The sequence below is a fragment of the Chloroflexota bacterium genome (assembly GCA_034717495.1).
In the GTDB taxonomy this organism is placed as follows: domain Bacteria; phylum Chloroflexota; class Anaerolineae; order JAAEKA01; family JAAEKA01; genus JAYELL01.
Genome location: JAYELL010000024.1, coordinates 1 through 17,604, shown reverse-complemented (window position 1 = coordinate 17,604; position 17,604 = coordinate 1). Strand labels below are relative to the sequence as shown.

12 protein-coding genes and 1 pseudogene are annotated in these 17,604 nt (G+C 56.8%); 2 read left to right on the top strand and 11 right to left on the bottom strand.

Annotation, left to right across the window (positions count from 1 at the left end):
- Positions 1 to 431 precede the first annotated feature (431 nt).
- Positions 432 to 2,669, top strand: a complete 2,238-nt coding sequence (locus U9R25_04875) for an MFS transporter (protein ID MEA3335220.1) — start codon at positions 432 to 434, stop codon at positions 2,667 to 2,669.
- A gap of 199 nt (positions 2,670 to 2,868) precedes the next feature.
- A pseudogene (locus U9R25_04870) lies at positions 2,869 to 3,609 on the top strand (RHS repeat-associated core domain-containing protein).
- An 855-nt stretch (positions 3,610 to 4,464) separates the two neighbouring features.
- On the opposite strand, the gene U9R25_04865 reads toward U9R25_04870, so the two are convergent.
- From U9R25_04865 to U9R25_04815, 11 genes are all read right to left on the bottom strand, one after another.
- Complete coding sequence (locus U9R25_04865) at positions 4,465 to 5,121, bottom strand: response regulator transcription factor (protein ID MEA3335219.1); 657 nt, start codon at positions 5,119 to 5,121, stop codon at positions 4,465 to 4,467.
- Entirely contained in the window at positions 5,114 to 6,313 is a 1,200-nt protein-coding gene (locus tag U9R25_04860) for a sensor histidine kinase (GenBank protein ID MEA3335218.1), read from the bottom strand. The genes U9R25_04865 and U9R25_04860 overlap by 8 nt, the downstream gene beginning before the upstream one ends.
- Positions 6,314 to 6,414: 101 nt before the next feature.
- Positions 6,415 to 6,945, bottom strand: coding sequence for a hypothetical protein (locus tag U9R25_04855; protein MEA3335217.1), 531 nt, complete (start codon positions 6,943 to 6,945; stop codon positions 6,415 to 6,417).
- A gap of 208 nt (positions 6,946 to 7,153) precedes the next feature.
- A complete protein-coding gene (locus U9R25_04850) occupies positions 7,154 to 8,959 on the bottom strand; it encodes an L-fucose isomerase (protein MEA3335216.1) in 1,806 nt (601 codons plus the stop codon).
- Between the two features lie 21 nt (positions 8,960 to 8,980).
- The gene (locus U9R25_04845; GenBank protein ID MEA3335215.1) at positions 8,981 to 10,060 is read right to left on the bottom strand and encodes a uroporphyrinogen decarboxylase family protein; all 1,080 of its coding nucleotides are present in this window, start codon (positions 10,058 to 10,060) and stop codon (positions 8,981 to 8,983) included.
- Positions 10,061 to 10,196: 136 nt separating this feature from the next.
- A complete protein-coding gene (locus U9R25_04840) occupies positions 10,197 to 10,823 on the bottom strand; it encodes a corrinoid protein (GenBank protein ID MEA3335214.1) in 627 nt (208 codons plus the stop codon).
- 198 nt (positions 10,824 to 11,021) lie between these two features.
- Positions 11,022 to 11,888 carry a carbohydrate ABC transporter permease gene (locus tag U9R25_04835; GenBank protein ID MEA3335213.1) on the bottom strand — a complete coding sequence of 289 codons (867 nt, stop codon included), beginning with the start codon at positions 11,886 to 11,888 and terminating at the stop codon, positions 11,022 to 11,024.
- Positions 11,888 to 12,859, bottom strand: coding sequence for a sugar ABC transporter permease (locus U9R25_04830; GenBank protein MEA3335212.1), 972 nt, complete (start codon positions 12,857 to 12,859; stop codon positions 11,888 to 11,890). The genes U9R25_04835 and U9R25_04830 overlap by 1 nt, the downstream gene beginning before the upstream one ends.
- Before the next feature lie 64 nt (positions 12,860 to 12,923).
- Complete coding sequence (locus U9R25_04825; protein MEA3335211.1) at positions 12,924 to 15,701, bottom strand: extracellular solute-binding protein; 2,778 nt, start codon at positions 15,699 to 15,701, stop codon at positions 12,924 to 12,926.
- A 175-nt stretch (positions 15,702 to 15,876) separates the two neighbouring features.
- Positions 15,877 to 17,046 carry a uroporphyrinogen decarboxylase family protein gene (locus U9R25_04820; protein MEA3335210.1) on the bottom strand — a complete coding sequence of 390 codons (1,170 nt, stop codon included), beginning with the start codon at positions 17,044 to 17,046 and terminating at the stop codon, positions 15,877 to 15,879.
- 19 nt (positions 17,047 to 17,065) lie between these two features.
- The gene (locus tag U9R25_04815) at positions 17,066 to 17,389 is read right to left on the bottom strand and encodes an L-rhamnose mutarotase (GenBank protein MEA3335209.1); all 324 of its coding nucleotides are present in this window, start codon (positions 17,387 to 17,389) and stop codon (positions 17,066 to 17,068) included.
- Between the last annotated feature and the right edge of the window lie 215 nt (positions 17,390 to 17,604).

Genomic DNA, 17,604 nt, shown 5'->3' with positions numbered 1-17,604 from the left:
CCGCTTACCGTCCACCGAACCTGGTAACCCGTAACCGGTAATCGGTAACCCGATCCAGAACCGTGTCGAATCCCATCCGATTACCGAATACCGAATACCGATTACCGCTTACCGTCCACCGAACCTGCTAACCCGTAACTGGTAATCGGTAACCCGATCCAGAACCGGGTCGAATCCCATCGGATTACCGAATACCGATTACCGATTACCGCTTCAGGTCATCCGTAACTGGTAGATTAGCTCTCGCCCGATCACCTTTAGAATTATACACCATTTGTGTGAGAATTGCATTTGCGCAGCCGTCAAAGGGACACATTGGGAGCCAATTTTGTGAAGTTGACACCAGCGGCGCATTGGCTTACCATGCATATTGTTCCTGCCTGCCTGCTGCTGCCGACGCGGGCGGGAAAGTCGAAGGAGGTCCGGATATCATGGGTACCCAGATAACTGAAGCGGAAAAGATCAGACGATTGCCCTGGCTGGTTGGCGGCGATGCATTCAACATCATGTTTGTGCTGTTGACCTTTTCCGGATCGGTTTTTGTTCTGTTTCTCGACGAGCTCGGATTGAATAGCAGCCAGATCGGCATCCTGCTGGCGCTGGTGCCTTTCTGCGGCATCATTGCTCCGCTGGTCGCTCCAATCACCACCAGGGTTGGCTATAAACGCATCTTCCTTTCGATGCGCTTTTTTCGCATCTTTCCGATAGCATTGCTGCTTTTCACGCCCATCGTCCTGCGGGATTATGGGGATGAGATGGCCTTTCGCTGGGTGGCTGGAATCATCCTCGCCTTCGCTATTCTCCGGGCCATCGGCGAAACAGGTGGCTTCCCGTGGCGCAAGGAGATCGTGCCTGACTCCATCCGGGGTAAGTTCAGTGCTATCACCAGCATGGTGACAACCGTCGCCAGTATCATCATTGTGCTGTTGGCTGGCTATGTCATAGATTCCAGCGTTGGTCTTGGGCGCTTCATGGTGTTAATCGCCATCGGGCTGGTTCTTGGCCTGATCTCCGTTTTTTTCTTCGCCCGGTCACCCGGCGACGACAGGAGCCAGGCAAAGGACACCAGTCACCTGGCGGGCGTGCGAGATGCTATCAGAAACCGTGCATTCTTGATGTTTCTCTTGGTGCTTGCTCTGGCGACAATTGGTGGGCAGGCAGTAAGATCCTTCATCCCCCTATTCATGAAGGATGAAGTGGGTCTTTCCCAGGGCATTGTCGTCTTGCTCAGCATCGGTACCTTCATGGGTGCCCTGGTGACCTCCTATTTCTGGGGATGGGCTGCCGACCGGTATAGCAGTCGTCCGGTGATGCAGGCGAGTCTGATTCTGCTGATCCTGCTGCCAGTTTTCTGGCTGATGCTGCCTCGATTCGATCCGGCCAGTGTGGCGCTCGCCATGGCTATCGCTTTTCTGGCAGGCATAGCAACTCTGGCCTGGCAAATCAGCTGGACCCGCTATCTCTTCGTAAATGCCATACCCAGCGAAAACCGCTCCGCCTATCTGGCCGTCTATTTCGCCTGGCTCAGTCTGGTAGTGGGTGCAGGCCCTCTTCTGGCGGGCCAGCTTCTCAGTTTCTCTGCCCAGATTCCACAGCGCCAGATTGGCCTGATCTATATTGATCCCTACACACCCCTCTTTCTCATCAGCATCGTGTTGCTGGCTCTGGCGCTGATTTTCGTTCCCAGGCTCAAGGCGGAGAGTAATCTCTCTTTCCGGCGTTTCGCTGGCATGTTCCTGCGGGGCAATCCTGTGCGGGCCATGCGGTTGCTGATCCAATACAACCAGTCGGGCGATGAAATGACCCGGGTTCTGACTGCCGAGAGAATGGGTGATACCGGCAACCTGTTGACCAGCGACGAATTGATCGATGCACTGACCGATCCCAGCTACAGCGTGCGCTACGAGGCGGTACATTCGATTGGGCGGATGCCAGGAACTCCGGAACTGCGAGAGGCGCTGGTCGAGATCCTGGAAGGGCCTCAGGATGAACTGGGCATGACAACCGCCCGGGCACTGGGGCGTCTCGGGGATCCGGACGCCATTCCGGCGCTGCGCCGTTCGTTGTATTCACGCTATGATCTGGTGGCTACAGAGAGCGCCCGGGCCCTGGCCCAACTCGGCGATAGTGGCAGCATCCCGGACCTGATCGAGAAACTGCGCGCCCAATCCAGTTCGGAGCTTCAGGTGGCTTATGCGTCGGCGTTGGGAAAATTGCGGGCCAGAGAGGCAATCCCAGATATTTTCCAGCTGTTATGTGGGGCCAGGACCAGAACCGGGCGCGGTGAACTGGGACTGGCGATTGCCCGCATGGTGGGGGATGAGAAGTACTACCTGCAACACTGGCGTTCCCTGTATGATAACTTTGACACGGCTGCGGCTCAGGCCTTGCTGGCACTTCGCAAGCCAGCACGCAGGGCAGGCTTCTTTGCCGTTGAGCCGATCATTGAACGATGTTCTGACCATTTTGCTGCCGGTCGAAGTGAGCAAGGCACGCAGGATCTGCAGGAATTGTTGAGGACCGTCGCAGCGAGTGAAGTTGATGAGACGCAAGGGGAACTGCTTTCGTTGATCGCAGACTCGCTGGATCAGTGCGGCGGGGACCGCATCGATCTGGTGTTGCTTTCGCTGCACGCTCTCGACTGCGCGTTCGGTGAGCAGACTGAGTAATTGAGATGGTCAATGGAGCTACCTATCTTGATCGACATTTCGCCTACGACGATCTTGGCCGGTACCTACCTCACGGACCGCTTGCTAGCGTCGCGGTACGCTTGCAGCCTCCCGGCACGCCTGCTGGCGTAGCGTGTGCGGTGCCAGATATGAGGACATCGCTGGCGGATCGGGGCTGTGTGGCGATGCATTCTATGACATGGTCTACGGCTACGACGACACGGGCAACATGACAAACAAGACGGGCACCACGCTGGCCTACTTCCCCCATGGGACAGCACAGCCCCATGCCGTGCAGTCGGACGGCACCCATGTGTATGAGTATGACCAGAACGGCAACATGGTGACGCAACAGCCAAGCGGGGGTGGCAGCACGATCGCCACCTACACCTGGACGGCGGACAACAGGCTGGCCAGCGTCTACATGCCGAGCGAAGGAACATCCAGTTTCAGCTACGATGCGGATGGCGCGCTGGTCAAGGAAACGGTTGCCGATGGCACAGTGACTTACTATGTGGGTCACTACTACGAGGTGCAGCCTGGCGCGGGCATCATCACCCGCTATTTCCTGGTGGATGGCCAGCGGGTGGCCCTGAACCGCACCGGCGATCCTGATCCGAACCGCAACGGACGTTTCACCATTCGCACCGATCATCTCAACTCGACTAGCCGGGTATTGAACACAGGCATTCAGGGCGAGCAGCTGCGCTATCTGCCCTTCGGCGGGCAGTCCGTGGGGGATCCTGCAACTGCGACCACTGATCGACTATTCACGGGCGAGCGGTTGAACAACGATATCGGCTTGTATCAATTCGGGGTGAGGTGGTATAGTCCGGCTTTGGGCCGCTTCATCAGCCCCGATAGCATCGTTCCGGATCCGAGCAACCCACAGAGTCTTAACCGGTATAGCTATGTGCTCAACAATCCTGTCAAATTTCGTGACCCCTCAGGAAATTGTTCGGAAACACCAGATGATGACGACATCGGCTGTTGGTATCTCGCGCAAGATATTGCTTCGCAGGAAAACGTCCCGATTCCGTATGAGGAGTTGATTTACTACAACAGTGACCAGCTATACAATCTGTTGACCTACGTGAAGAACCACCCGGAGGAACTCATTCCTCCCAGTGCGCATGGCTTTGGGGTGTCTGGCAAAGTTGGGGCATCTATACCTCTGGATATCGTGGTATTCTCGGTAGGTGCGGGGGTTGAAGTAATTTTTAATCATGAATCTGGTGAAGTCGATCTGTTTTTGACTACCACTAGAAACACATCAGCTTCGCTGGATGGATTGAAGAAGTTTTTCTCAGGAGCTACGTTTGACCGGAATTTATCAAAATTTGTCAAGCCAGAGTTTCCATTCAATCTCAAGGATTTTGAGTTCGCTGATGCGGGTGCTACATTCTATCTCTCAGAGATACACAACATGCCAAGAAATGCTGATGCAGCGGGCATTTCGCTTCTTGATGAAGGCAGTATTCGCGGTGGACTACTGGGAGTATCATCCGGATCTTTCAGCAGTGAGGAACCAAACGGGCCTCATGGACGGACGTTGGGTTGGGCGCCCGGAGTGGGTTTTGATTTAGGCGGATCTCATCAGGGGATACGGTATCACCCACTGACACTGCAACCTGAAGATCAACAGCGGTTGACTCTGATAGCTTACAATTGGGGGCGGACACCAGAATTTAGGTCGATAATAGAGTCGCGTGTTCTCACAGGTGTGATCGATACCCTCGACTACGATGATTTGACGCTTGACGACTATCGTGGGCGCAATACGCTTCGAATAGCATCACAACAGTCCCAGGTCCCGGGCACGAATGGCAGCATGGGTGCGATCGCGGGCACCGATTTTGCCCAGGATGTTGGTGACGTAGTTTTTGACCGTGCCCTCGGCCAGGTGAACCTTTTGGGCGATCTCCCGATTGGTGAACCCCCGGGCAAGGAACTCCAGTATCTCCTGCTCGCGATCGGACAGGGGCTCCACCATGGGTGAGGAGGAGCGGGGGGAGGTTGTACCGAGTCGGGAAAGCTCTGCAACCACCTTGCGGGCGACCGACGGTTCGATCAAGATGCCTCCAGACATCACGGTATGGATAGCATCGGTCAATTCCTGGATGGATACGTCTTTGAGCAGGTAACCCAAAGCACCGGCCCGCAGCCCTTCCAAAACGTATTCGTCGTCATCAAAGGTGGTCAGGATGATCACCCGTGCCTGGGGATCGATTTTCAAGAGTGTCCGGGTTGCTTCTACGCCGTCCATGACCGGCATGCGTACATCCATGAGGACCAGGTCTGGCTGGAGTTCATTGTAGATATCGAGTGCCTGCTGACCGTTTTGGGCCTCGCCGACCACATCCATACGCGCTTCCAATTCGAAAAGGGTGCGAAGCCCGTCTCGCATGAGTCGCTGGTCATCAACCAGCAGTATGCGGACTGTCTCAGTCATTTGGGTTCTCCTGGACCAGCACGGAGAGCTGAAGCAGTGTGCCGCCACTTGCTTGTGCCTCAATGTCAAGGTCTCCGCCGACAAGGGCTGCCCTCTCCTGCAAGCCTCGCAGGCCAAATGCCGGGTATTTTTCATTGTTGGCCATGAGCCCCACCCCGTTGTCGCGAACGGTCAGTGTGAGCGTGCTATCGCGCTGGTCCAACTGCAGCCAGACATCCCTGGCATCCGCGTGTTTTTGCACATTGGTCAGCCCTTCCTGGGCGGCGCGATAGAGCGCCAGGCGGTGAGCCGGAGGCAGGTCGGGCAACTCGTTCGGAAGCATCAGGTGGACGGTGGTATTGGAAGCGTTGTCGAACTCCTCAGCCAATCTGCGCAATGCCGGCAGCAGCGCCAGGTCCGTTTCCAGGGGCGCCCGCAGGGTGGCGACGGTGCGGCGAAGTTCGGTCAATGCCTGGCGGATCTGTTCCCTCACCGTTCCTGTCATCTTCACCGATCGATCAGCGTCGGTCGGAATAAGACGTTCAACAGCCTGCAACTGGACGGCTGCCACCGTCAGCCGGTGGCCCAGGGTATCATGCATCTCCCTGGCCAGGCGGTTTCGTTCTTCTGATACCGCAAGCTCCTCGGCTTGAGCGGCCAAGGACTGCAATTGCCGGTGAGCCACCTGGAGTTCGTCCAGCAGACGTTGGCTCTCCTCGCGGGCCTCCTGGGCCTCCATGGTCTGCTGGGAGAAGGCCGCAAAAAAGATAAAAGCAGCGAAGTAAACCGGGAGGACGATCAGGTTGGAGGTGTCGCCACGGCCAAACAGGGTCCAGGTCGTCGCGAGGCCAAAAATGGCGATCCATACCCACCACTGCCTGCCGGGCAGCAATGTGGGTGCCTCGGCGCTCAAAACAAAGAATAGAATGACTGAAAGAAATTGGTAGGGTTCGATCAAGACGAGGGCAGTGACGATAACTGTCTGCACTGCCAGGTAGAGATAAGCTGCCCAACGGGTTTGGGGAAGATAACCGTGTTCAACCACCTGTGAAAGCACGATGAATGTCAACAGTAATCCCGCCACATACCAGCGATCTGGGTGGCCCTCTGAGAAATAGTACCACAGCAGGGGCATGCTAACAGCCAGAACGGTGATCATTCCGGCCAGGCTGGCAGCACTGGTTGGCAAGCTGTTACGAAGCGTCTTCAGCATCGTCACATGATACTCCAACAGTCATGGGTGAGCAAGGAGGATTTCCGGGATACCCTACTCATTAACGAAAACCTACTCCGACTTCGTTACTTTCGATCGCACTACCGTCGCCTGAGCAGCAGGTAGGCGCCGACGGCGACCAGGGCCAGGGGCCAGGCGTAACCGATTAGCTTGAGGAACTGTAGGCCTGTTTCGCCGGAGATCAGCGCGAGTCCGACAAGGCCGATGATGCCGCCGGGGATAAGAGGCCACCACTGAAAGCCTTCGTCGGTCAACGGGGAGAGCAGTGTGATCAGGGCCCAACCGGCGGAGAAGGCGACCATAAAGATGCCAGCTGTACCCTCGCCAGCCAATTCAAGGCTGGGTTGGCTCATCAGGTAGACCCCCAGGCCGATGCCTGCCAGGATACCTCCGGGGATGATCAGACCAAATGTCCGGGTGGCCAAACCCCAAACCAGGAAGATCACGGCAAGTCCCGGCAATATCAGCCACTGCAGGTTGTCCAGCTGAAGCAGCTGCGCCAGGAAGATCAGCAGCCCGATCAGAATCAGGGCCACCCCGGCAGCAAACCGGTTGCGATTGTCGTCCTTACTCTCCATGGAAGCGTTGGGTTCTTCGATTTGATGGGTCATGGCTGTCTCCTTTGCCTCGGGTACGGAGGCCTGTGCTGGTTTCGATTACAACGTCATCATACGACAGCCATAGTCATATCGATAAGTGCCATTGGTCATGTGACAGGTCATCGGTTTCGCCCCGCGTCCCCGCGTCCCCATGTCCCTACCTCACGGTACGCCTGCTGGCGGCGTCCCCGTGTCTCCCCCCATTCTCCCAGCCTATTACTTATCCGTACAGCGGTCCGAAGTTGATGCAGGCCCGGAAGTCGGCGCTTTCCCGATCTGCCGTGCCGAAGGCGTTCCAGGCACTGGGCCGGAAAAGGTTTTCTTCCGAAATGTTGTGCATATACACCGGGATGCGCAGCATCGATGCCAGTGTGATCAGGTCGGCGCCGTAGTGGCCGTAGCCGAACGCGCCATGGTTGGCGCCCCAGTTGTGCATAACGTTGTAAACGTCGCTGAAAGCGCCTTCGCCCGTCAGGTTCGGCACAAACCAGGTGGTCGGCCAGGTGGGATTGGTGCGCCGGTCCAGCACATCATGGACATCGTCGGGAAGATCCACCGTCGAGCCCTCCGCGATCTGTAGGGCGGGCCCAAGTCCTTTGATCAGGTTCAGCCTGCACATGGTGACCGGCATGCCGCCGCGGGTGCGGAAGCGAGTCGACCAGCCGCCCCCCCGGAAGTACTCGATCATCGACGTGTGCCAGGTGGTGGCATCCATACAGCCCTGGGCTTCCCCGGCAGTGATCTCCCAAAACGGTTTCATGGCTGGCTGACCATTGATTTCTTGCCGGCCAGTGCCATCCAGGGCAGCGGGGCCAGAATTGATCAGGTGCAGGATGCCGCCGGCAGCCGCGCCTTCCAGGTCATAGCCGGTTACCCGCTTCACAGCTGAGGGGCTCCAGAAGGTGCGCACATCGGCGAATACCTGTGCGGTGCCGGTCAACAGGTGGCCAAAGAGCATGCAGATGCCGTTGAGGGCGTCGTTTTCGGTGGCCACCATGTAGGGCTGGCGAATACCATTCCAATCCCAGGATGAGTTGAGAATAGCTTCCATAAAGTCGCCGTTGGGCAGGTGGTCGGTCCACTGGCGCTGGCCCTGGAAGCCTGCAGCGCTTGCATTGTGGCCCAGGGCCTCTTCCCCGAATCCCAGTTCGGCCAGCCGGGGATTGCCCACCATCAGGTCGCGCACGATCATAGCCATCTTGATCGAGTACTGCCAGGCGGCCTCTTTCTCTTCCTGGCTGTGCTGGTCTTTGCTCGGGTTGTAGTCCTCTCCCCTGGTCAGATTGGCATTTGACCAGGCCAGGGCGGTCTGGAACTCCTCCGGGTCATAGATGGAACGATCGACGCGGCGGGCGACCTCTGTCATGTCGATGGCTTCCACCCGCATTCCCAGGTAGTTCTCAAAAAGGGGCTGATCGACGATGGAACCGGCGATGCCCATGGAGGTGCCGCCGATGGACAGGTAGGACTTGCCCCTCATGCGAGCCACAGCCAGGCCAGCGCGGGCGAACTGCAAAAGCTTCCCGGCCACGTCGTCAGGGATCGAAGCGTCGTCTGAGTCCTGCACATCCCGGCCATAGATACTGAAGGCAGGCAGGCCCTTCTGGCTATGTCCGGCTAACACGGCAGCCAGATAGACTGCGCCGGGTCGTTCGGTGCCGTTGAAGCCCCAGACCGCCTTGGGCATGGTGGGATCCATATCCATGGTCTCGGCGCCGTAGCACCAGCCGGGAGTGACCGTTATTGTCAGGCCCACTCCTTGCTCGCGGAATTTTTCTGCGCAGGCTGCCGACTCCGCCACCCGACCAATGGTGCCGTCGGCGAGCACACACTCGACTGGCATTCCACTGGCGTGGCGCAGGTTTTCCTCCAGCAGGGCGGCAACCGAACGGGCCATGTTCATAGTCTGCTCTTCCAGCGACTCCCGTACACCCCCAAGCCGGCCGTCGACGGTTGGCCTGATGCCGATCTTTGGCATGTTGCCTACCAGCCTGTTTCGGGGGGGAATCAGTTGTAGTTCGGTCATTTCGTTTTCCCTTCCGTTAACCTATTCTGCTCGTCCTAATGACCCGTAGTTCCCGTACTTGTGTACGGCCTGGGTCATGGCCACAAAGTTCTCCGGCGGCAGGCCCTCCATGATGCTCGTGGAGGAACCAAGGACATAACCGCCACCTGGCCCCAGTTTTTCACAGTATTCCCGCACCGTCGCCTCGATCTCTGCCTTGGAATCATAGGCCAGGTGAACGGTGGGGATGTTGCCCACAAAAGCAAAACGATGGCCCCACTTTTTCTTGACTTCAAAGAGATCATTGGACTCTGGCTCGATGGGGTGGCAGATATCAAAGCCGACGTCGTCCAGGATGGGGAAGATCAGGTCCATCTTGCCGTCGGTGTGGAAGGCTACCAAATTGCCGGCATCCTTGGCCGGTGCGATCAAACGCTTCATGCGCTGGGGAAATATCTCCTGGAACATGGTCGGATTGATCATCAACCCCTGGTTGTGTCCAATATCGTCGTTAACGAGCACGAAGGCCAGCTCGTCACTGAATTCGTCACAGACCGTCCGCACGACTTTTTCCTGGTGGTCGAGCAGGATGTCCATTAAGTGTTCCAGAAAGGGTCTGTTGTCGTAGAACAAGAGGAACGAATCGCCCACACCGACAGCCAGCATAGTGCTGTCGAAAAAGGAGGTGAAATTGGGGAAAACACCCACGCCACTGCCCTGGGCCGCCTTCAGATAACGCTCGAGATAGGCAAGCTGGATGTCTATAGAGGCGGGTGGTTCCAGGTTGGCCAGGTCAGCCTCCGTCTTGATGGACCCATCGACGTAGTGTTCGGTGCCGTCGGAGGCCAACTCGAAGATGTTGTTGGGCCGCCAGTTGAAATTGCATACCACCGCGTCCATGCCCAACCTTTGGGCGAATTCAACGTGGTCCTCTGGCGTGATCGATTGGCCACCCAGGGCCGCATCGACGATCTCGTAGTCCAGCGGTCGATCGAGCACATACTCGTAGACCGTTTTGCTGGTCACCCAAAATTCAAGGTGAGGAATGCGGTCGGCTTCCTGATGGCGAAAGGCTTTGAGAAGGCGATTGACGTCGGATTTGTGAATGTTGGAATTGTTCATAAGAGGACTTTCCTGAATCGTACAAGCGGGCATGATGCCGGGGAAAGAGTCCGGGGCACCATGCCCATTTACACAGCATTGTCAGGGTCGCGCAAAGCGACTCTGTTGATATCTTCGGCAAACGGGTGCCGGCTGTTCAGAGCAAAGCCGCGGCTGCCCGGGCTGCGCTGCCGGCATCCGGGGCGAAGCCGTCGGCGCCCACTCTGTCTGCGAAATCCTGAGTCACCGGTGCGCCGCCGACCATTACCTTGACGTCGCCGCGTATGCCAGCTTCTTCCAGAGCAGCGATCGTGGCTGGAATAGACTTGGTCGTGGTGGTGAGTAAGGCCGACATTCCCATAATATCAGGATTATACTCCTGGACAGCGGCCACGAACTTGGCAGGCGAAACGTCCGTACCCAGGTCGATAACCTCGAATCCGGCGCCTTCCAGCATCATGCTGACCAGGTTCTTGCCGATGTCGTGCAGGTCGCCCAGAACGGTGCCGATGATGACGGTGCCGATCGTCTCCACGCCCTCTTCGGCCAGAAGAGGTTTGAGGATAGTGGTGGCTGCGGTCATGGCTCGGGCCGAGATCAGCATCTCAGGCACGAACTTTTCACCGATTTCGAAAAGCCGGCCCACCTCGGTCATGGCTGGTATGCAAGCCTCGTTGAGGATATCCTCAGCACTTAAACCTGCGTCCAGGCCAGCCTGGACCTCCACAGCCGTGGCGTTGGCATCTCCGTCAAGTACAGCATCATAGATTGTGTCGAGACTCATTGATCATTTCTCCTTTGCGAATGTTATCGCTGTTCGAAAATCGTTTCCGCTGCTGCGCGGGTCAACTTGCCCTGCAGCGGCGGTGGCTGTGGTGCGGACGTCGCCGTTGAGAACGGCGGTGTAGATGGTCTGAATGTCACTTATGAGTTGCTCCTTATGGATTGGGTTAATTTACAGGTGAGTTTGTTTATTCGAGCTTTATCCCTTCAGCGCCCCGAAGGTAAGGCCCTCGGTAAGGTGGCGCTGGGTGAGGATGACGAAGACAATAGCGGGAATAATCATAAGCACGGACATGGCCGTCATACCGCGCCAGTCCACCGTGAACTGGCTGGTGAAATCGAACAGGCCGACGGGGAAAGTTTTGGAGGCCGGGGTCTTGGTGACCAGGCTGGCGATTTGATACTCGTTCCAGGCGGCCAGGAAGGCGAAGATGGCAGCGGCAGCCATGCCAGGCAGCGCCAATGGTAAATCGATACGCCAGAACGCCGACCAATGATTGCAGCCGTCGATATAGGCGGCTTCATCGAGCTCCTTCGGTATCTGTCTGAAAAAGCCGTCCATCAACCAGGCGGTGAAGGGGATGTTGATGGCGACATAGACCAGCGCCAAGCCATGCACGGTGTCGATCAGGCCGTAATTGCGCATGAGCAGAAACAGAGGCAGGCCCAAAGCCACGCCAGGCACGGCGCGGGACAGCATGATCAACAGGAAGACAAGGGTGTGCCCCTTGAACCTGAATCGTGAAAACGCGTAGCCTGCCATGGTGCCCAATGAAACGGAAACCACCGTCGCAATTACGGCAACAATGATGGAATTACGCATGTAGGAAAAAACCGGGACGCCGGCAGCAATATCGGGGTTGAATCCGAAAAGCGAAGCGAAAGCGTCCAGAGTCAGTCGCTTGGGAATCCAGATGGGCGGCGTAACGTTGACTTCGTTGCCAGGTCTGAATGCTGTAAATACAATCCATATTGCCGGCAGAGCGAACATCATTAGCACGACAATGGCAAAGATGTTAAAAAATCTGGATGTCCACTTCCGCCGGTTGAATCTGATCGCTGCCATTAGTACACCACCCGAGATTTGATAAGCTGTTTAAATAGATAGAGGGTAAAAAACACGCCCAGCACGACGCCGACCATCGACATGGCGCTGGCAAGGCCGAACTGCGAATTACGGATCGCCAGACGCCCCGCATTTGTCCAGATCATCTCAGTGCGATGTGCGGGGCCACCGCCTGTCATGATGCGAACGACATCATAAGCGCGGGCTACATCCAGCGAGAGCACGGTCAGGGCAATGAGGGTGAAAGGCCTGAGCAGGGGGAAAGTGATATGCTGGAACTTCTGCCAGGCAGACGCGCCATCCACTTGCGCAGCCTCATACACATCGCGTGGCAACGAAAGGGTTCCTGCCAGCAGAATGATGGTCATCATGGGAACATTCATCCAGATGGTAGCGACCATAATTGCCATCATGCCGGTGGGCCGATCGACGAGCCATGCTTTGGGCGTGGATATCAAGCCGAGTGACATCAAGGCGTTGTTCACCAGGCCAACCGTGGCATTGAAGAACCAGGCGAACTGGAAGCCGACCAATACGGGCGCAAACATCATCGGGATCATCAGGAGTGTGCGCATGATACTCTGACCACGGGTAACTCGGGCCATAAGTTGCGATAGGGCCAGCGAAATCAAGAAACTCAAATTGACGGTCACGGTCAGGAAGATGATAGTGTTGAGCATCGACTTCCAGAAAACCCTATCCCCGGCCAGCTTCACATAGTTTCGAAACATGGTTTCGGTTTTGAAGACGAAGGTCTGTTCCGGGCGCAGCAGGTGGAAGGGGGTGAAACTGACGTACAGCGAATAAACCATGGGATAGAGGATCACCATGCCGATGATGACCAGGCTGGGTGCGATCAGCAGAATCGGAAACCAGTTTTGCAAGCGATTGAAGCTGCTCGATTCAGTTGTGGCCGTGCTCGAGGCTGCGCCTGTGGATTGAGAATTCTCAGCAGGCTGGGTCGAAGCCATGTACAAACTCCAGGAGAGGGAGCGCCCGTTTCGAAGCGGGCGCTCCCAGCGAATTACGCTGAATCTAGTAGTAGCCGAAGTCCGTCAGCATTTCGCGGGTATCTTCGATAGCCTGGTTCAAACCATCCTCAACCGAAACATCACCGAGGATGATGCTTTGCAGTTGCGGATACCAGAGATTGGTGAAGGAGATCCAGTCGGCGAAGAGCGGCGGCGTGAAAAAGTCTTCGGCGATCTGAGTCTGAGCAACCTCGAGACGGGTCTTGTCCAGGGGCACGTCAGAAACTTCAGCATCGGTGATGATCCGAACCCAGACGTCGTCGCGCACGGGCAACAAGCCGAGTTTTGCCTCATCGTAAGCGACTGCTTCAGAGGAGAGGAATTTCACCAGCTGAACGGCCCCTTCCTTGTTTTCAGCAGACTTGGGGATGGAGAAGGCATGGGCGCCGGCCCAGCCTGTATGGATATCGCCAGCGCCTACCGGGCCTCGAGCGATGTCGAATTTGCCAGCCACGGAGCAGCTATCGGGATCCTGGAAGTAGCTGTACCAGCCGTACCATTCCAGATAGAAGGCGACGTTGCTGTCGCAGAAGTTCTGCGCCACTTCGGGCCAGAGTAGATTTGTGGTATCAGCAGGGATGAGGCCGTTATCGTACAGATCCTTCATCCATTGCGCCGACATCTTGCCGGCTTCGCTGTCGAAAATGGGCTGGAGGTTCTCATCGAAGTAGTTGCCGCCATTGGCGACCAACACTTCGTAGTAGCGGCCGGCCAGAGCCTCTTCCTTGCCGGCGAACTCGGTGCCGTACTGGATGACCCCTTCGCCCACGAAGAACTCGGCCATGTCGTACATCTCGTCAAGGGTGGTGGGTGGCGCCAGGGGGTAGCCGTAATCGGCTTCGAACTTGGCCTGCAGGTCGGGATCGCTGAATAGGTCGGTGCGGTAGTGCATACCGCTGATGTCGGCGTGGCGGGGAATGAGCTGCAAGGCGCCGTCGATATTGGCCGATTCCATGATGGCCGGGCTGAAGGCTGCCAGCTCTTCGGGTGTGAAGTACTGGTTCAGGTCTTCGACGAAGTTGGTGAACTGGCTCATGAAGCTGGTGTGGTTCCAGGCCACGTCGAAGTCAACCGTGTTGGCGGCATAGTTGGTCTTGAGATAGCGGTCGATCTCGAAGCCATCGCCCAGGAAGACGATCTCGACGTTGGCGCCGGTCTCTTTCTCGAACTTCTTGATGGAATCGTACAAGGCTTCATAGGGTTGGCCGCCGATGTTGGCCATGCGGATAGTCTGGCCGGACAAGTCTATGTTCAGACCCGCGTAGGCAAGTTCTCCCAGATCATCTGCTCCAGCACCGATATCCGGGCTTTCCAGCGTTTCTTGCTGCGCGCCCGCTTCGTAGTAGCCGAAGTCCTCCATCATCGAGCGAGTTTCTTCCACAGCCTGGGCCAGACCCTTGTCAACTGAGACATCGCCGAGGATGATGCTCTGCAGTTGCGGATACCAGAGATTGGTGAAGGATATCCAGTCGGCGAATAGAGGCGGCGTGAAGAAGTCTTCGGCGATCTGAGTCTGGGCCACTTCGAGACGGGTCTTGTCCAGAGGCACATCGGATTGCGCAGCATCGGCGATGATCATTTCCCACACATCATCGCGTACCGGCAGCAAACCAAGTTTTCCTTCATCGTAGGCCACCTGCTGCGAACTGAGGAATTTCACCAATTGGGCGGCTGCTTCCTTGTTTTCAGCAGCCTTGGGAATGGAGAAGGCGTGGGCGCCGGCCCAGCCTGTATGAATGTCGCCAGCGCCCACAGGGCCACGGGCGATATCGAATTTGCCAGCCACGGAGCAGCTATCGGGGTCCTGGAAGTAGCTGTACCAGCCATACCATTCCAGATAGAAGGCGACGTTGCTGTCGCAGAAGTTCTGCGCCACTTCGGGCCAGAGCAGATTTGTGGTATCAGCAGGGATGAGGCCGTTATCGTACAGATCCTTCATCCATTGCGCCGACATCTTGCCGGCTTCGCTGTCGAAAACGGGCTGGAGGTTCTCATCGAAGTAGTTGCCGCCATTGGCGACCAACACTTCGTAGTAGCGGCCGGCCAGAGCCTCTTCCTTGCCGGCGAACTCGGTGCCGTACTGGATGACCCCTTCGCCCACGAAGAACTCGGCCATGTCGTACATCTCGTCAAGGGTGGTGGGTGGCGCCAGGGGGTAGCCGTAATCGGCTTCGAACTTGGCCTGCAGGTCGGGATCGCTGAATAGGTCGGTGCGGTAGTGCATACCGCTGATGTCGGCGTGGCGGGGAATGAGCTGCAAGGCGCCGTCGATATTGGCCGATTCCATGATGGCCGGGCTGAAGGCTGCCAGCTCTTCGGGTGTGAAGTACTGGTTCAGGTCTTCGACGAAGTTGGTGAACTGGCTCATGAAGCTGGTGTGGTTCCAGGCCACGTCGAAGTCAACCGTGTTGGCGGCATAGTTGGTCTTGAGATAGCGGTCGATCTCGAAGCCATCGCCCAGGAAGACGATCTCGACATTGGCGCCGGTCACCTCTTCGAAGGTCTTGATGCTGTCATACATGGCTTCATATGGCTGTCCACCGATGTTGGCCATGCGGATGGTGATGCCGGACAGGTCTTTATCGAGGCCGGCGTAGGGAACGCCATCGGGGCCGAGCATTTCTTCGGTTGCCGCAGTCTCTTCTGCGGGCGCGGGTTCTTCGGCCGGAGCCGCTTCTTCTGCGGGCGCGGGTTTTTCTACAGTGCCGCCACATGCGGCGAATACCATTGCCAGCATCATAATAGCTGCCAGCACCATGAACAGTTTACTACGTTGCTTCATTTTCTGGACTTCTCCTTGTTGAGTATAGGTGGTTGGTGGCCGGGTAAATGATACGCTGAACTGTTAGAGATCGTTGTCACCTCCTTAAACCGCATGTGTGAATCCTGGAATCGGTCAGATTTGTTCATGTTGACATGGATGACTGAGAGGGCGAGAAACTTCCTTTTCTGCACCTTTAGCTCAGGTCTGGAATATCATACTCACCGAGCTGCAATGGATAATCGCCATACTCTCTGACCAGCTTGACGACGTAGTCGTAGTTTTGGCCGGAGATGTTGCTTGCCACAGAGTGGTCAGATTGAAAGATCAGGCCGCCGCCCTTGGCCGCGTTAAGCTTGCGAAGCACGATCGCTTTGAGCTGCTGCTCATCGCTTTCGGCCCACTCGATCACATCCATGTTGCCGCAGAAACCCAGCCGGTGACCGTACTGGCGTCGCAGATCCACCACGTCCAGCCCGGCCTTGGCCTCCAGTGGATTGTAGGCGTCGATTCCCGTCTCGATGAAGTCCTCCAGGATGCGCTTGACGTTGCCGCAACCGTGGTAAATGACGGGCAGCCCGGCGTCGTGGCAGATTCTGACCATCTCCGCGACGTAGGGCTTGTAGTGAACCCGCCACCAATCTGGCGAAAAGAATAGATCCTTTTTGTAGGCCACATCACCCCAGATCACCATGCCGTCCAGCAGACCATCAGCCGCCTCGATCTGGGCCTTGAGCAGTTCGATGGCGAATTCATTGGTGCGGTCGATGAACTTGCCGTGACGCTCCGGGTAGAGCCCTGCCCAGAGCATGTTGTTCTCCGGGCCGATGATGCGGGTCAGATACTCGTTGGCTTCGCAGATACTGCCATAGACGGCAAAATCGGGCCGCAGGGACTTTACTGTTTCGATCCAGGGCGGGGAATCGCGCTGGAAACCGTCGCCTACGCCGGCAATCTGGTTGTCGCCACCGTTGAAGAATCGACGCTCGTCCCAGGGATCATCGAATTCGAAAGCCTCTTCTTTTTCGATGGTGTCCGTATCGAAGCCGATGAACTCCGGCATGGGATCCTTGAACTGTTTGCGCAGAATGGCTTCGAACCCGGTTCGAACCACTACTTCCTCATCGGTTTCTTTGAGCGTCTCAAAGGGTTTGATGTGGGGATCCATATTTGGAATCGTGACGATCCAATCCAGGTCATAGTAGACGTAGGGATCGGTATCGGGCGCCAGGCCCAGCTCCTCGCGCCAGCGTTCAAGGAAGCTGCCCCAAAAAAAATCACTGAGGGGTACGCGGTCCCCTTCTTCATGTCGCATGGATTGGTTCATGCGGCGGACCTTGGCTAAGGCGTTTTCTGTTCGTTCCATAATTGAATGTGCCGTCCTTCTAATCCATGTGGAAGACTTCTTCCAATTCGGCCCACCATTCACCTTCGGCCCGGGTCTTGACCGGCTCCTGCATGGGCATCATGATATCCCACCACTCCTGGGTCCTGGGATCGGCCGCCATTTTGGCCATGTCGCCGTCAAAATCCTCGCCCACGTACTCGAAATAGGCAAAGAGCATGCCATCCTTGTAGTAGATCGAGTAGTTCTGGATATTGCAGTCCCGGATTTTGTCGAGGATTTCAGGCCAAACGTTGGCATGGTATGCCTTGTATTCCTCCAGCCGCTCCGGCTTCACTCCGATTAGCTGTCCATATCGTTGCATTGCAGGCCTCTCTATGTGGTTAGTTGCTGGTGATCAGTGGCCAGTCACTGAAAAGCTACTGGCTGGAGTTACGCACTTGGCAAAATCCGGGTCAAATGACATCCTGAGCCTCGCCAGCACGCCAGCAGGCGGTGCGTGAGCTACGCCAGCAGGCGGTGCGTGAGCTACGCCAGCAGGCGGTGCGTGAGCTACGCCAGCAGGCGGTGCGTGAGCTA

Coding starts and splice junctions, on each gene's coding strand:
- U9R25_04875 (MEA3335220.1), top strand. CDS start 432: ATGGGTACCCAGATAACTGAAGCGGAAAAGATCAGACGATTGCCCTGG.
- U9R25_04865 (MEA3335219.1), bottom strand. CDS start 5,121: ATGACTGAGACAGTCCGCATACTGCTGGTTGATGACCAGCGACTCATG.
- U9R25_04860 (MEA3335218.1), bottom strand. CDS start 6,313: ATGCTGAAGACGCTTCGTAACAGCTTGCCAACCAGTGCTGCCAGCCTG.
- U9R25_04855 (MEA3335217.1), bottom strand. CDS start 6,945: ATGACCCATCAAATCGAAGAACCCAACGCTTCCATGGAGAGTAAGGAC.
- U9R25_04850 (MEA3335216.1), bottom strand. CDS start 8,959: ATGACCGAACTACAACTGATTCCCCCCCGAAACAGGCTGGTAGGCAAC.
- U9R25_04845 (MEA3335215.1), bottom strand. CDS start 10,060: ATGAACAATTCCAACATTCACAAATCCGACGTCAATCGCCTTCTCAAA.
- U9R25_04840 (MEA3335214.1), bottom strand. CDS start 10,823: ATGAGTCTCGACACAATCTATGATGCTGTACTTGACGGAGATGCCAAC.
- U9R25_04835 (MEA3335213.1), bottom strand. CDS start 11,888: ATGGCAGCGATCAGATTCAACCGGCGGAAGTGGACATCCAGATTTTTT.
- U9R25_04830 (MEA3335212.1), bottom strand. CDS start 12,859: ATGGCTTCGACCCAGCCTGCTGAGAATTCTCAATCCACAGGCGCAGCC.
- U9R25_04825 (MEA3335211.1), bottom strand. CDS start 15,701: ATGAAGCAACGTAGTAAACTGTTCATGGTGCTGGCAGCTATTATGATG.
- U9R25_04820 (MEA3335210.1), bottom strand. CDS start 17,046: ATGGAACGAACAGAAAACGCCTTAGCCAAGGTCCGCCGCATGAACCAA.
- U9R25_04815 (MEA3335209.1), bottom strand. CDS start 17,389: ATGCAACGATATGGACAGCTAATCGGAGTGAAGCCGGAGCGGCTGGAG.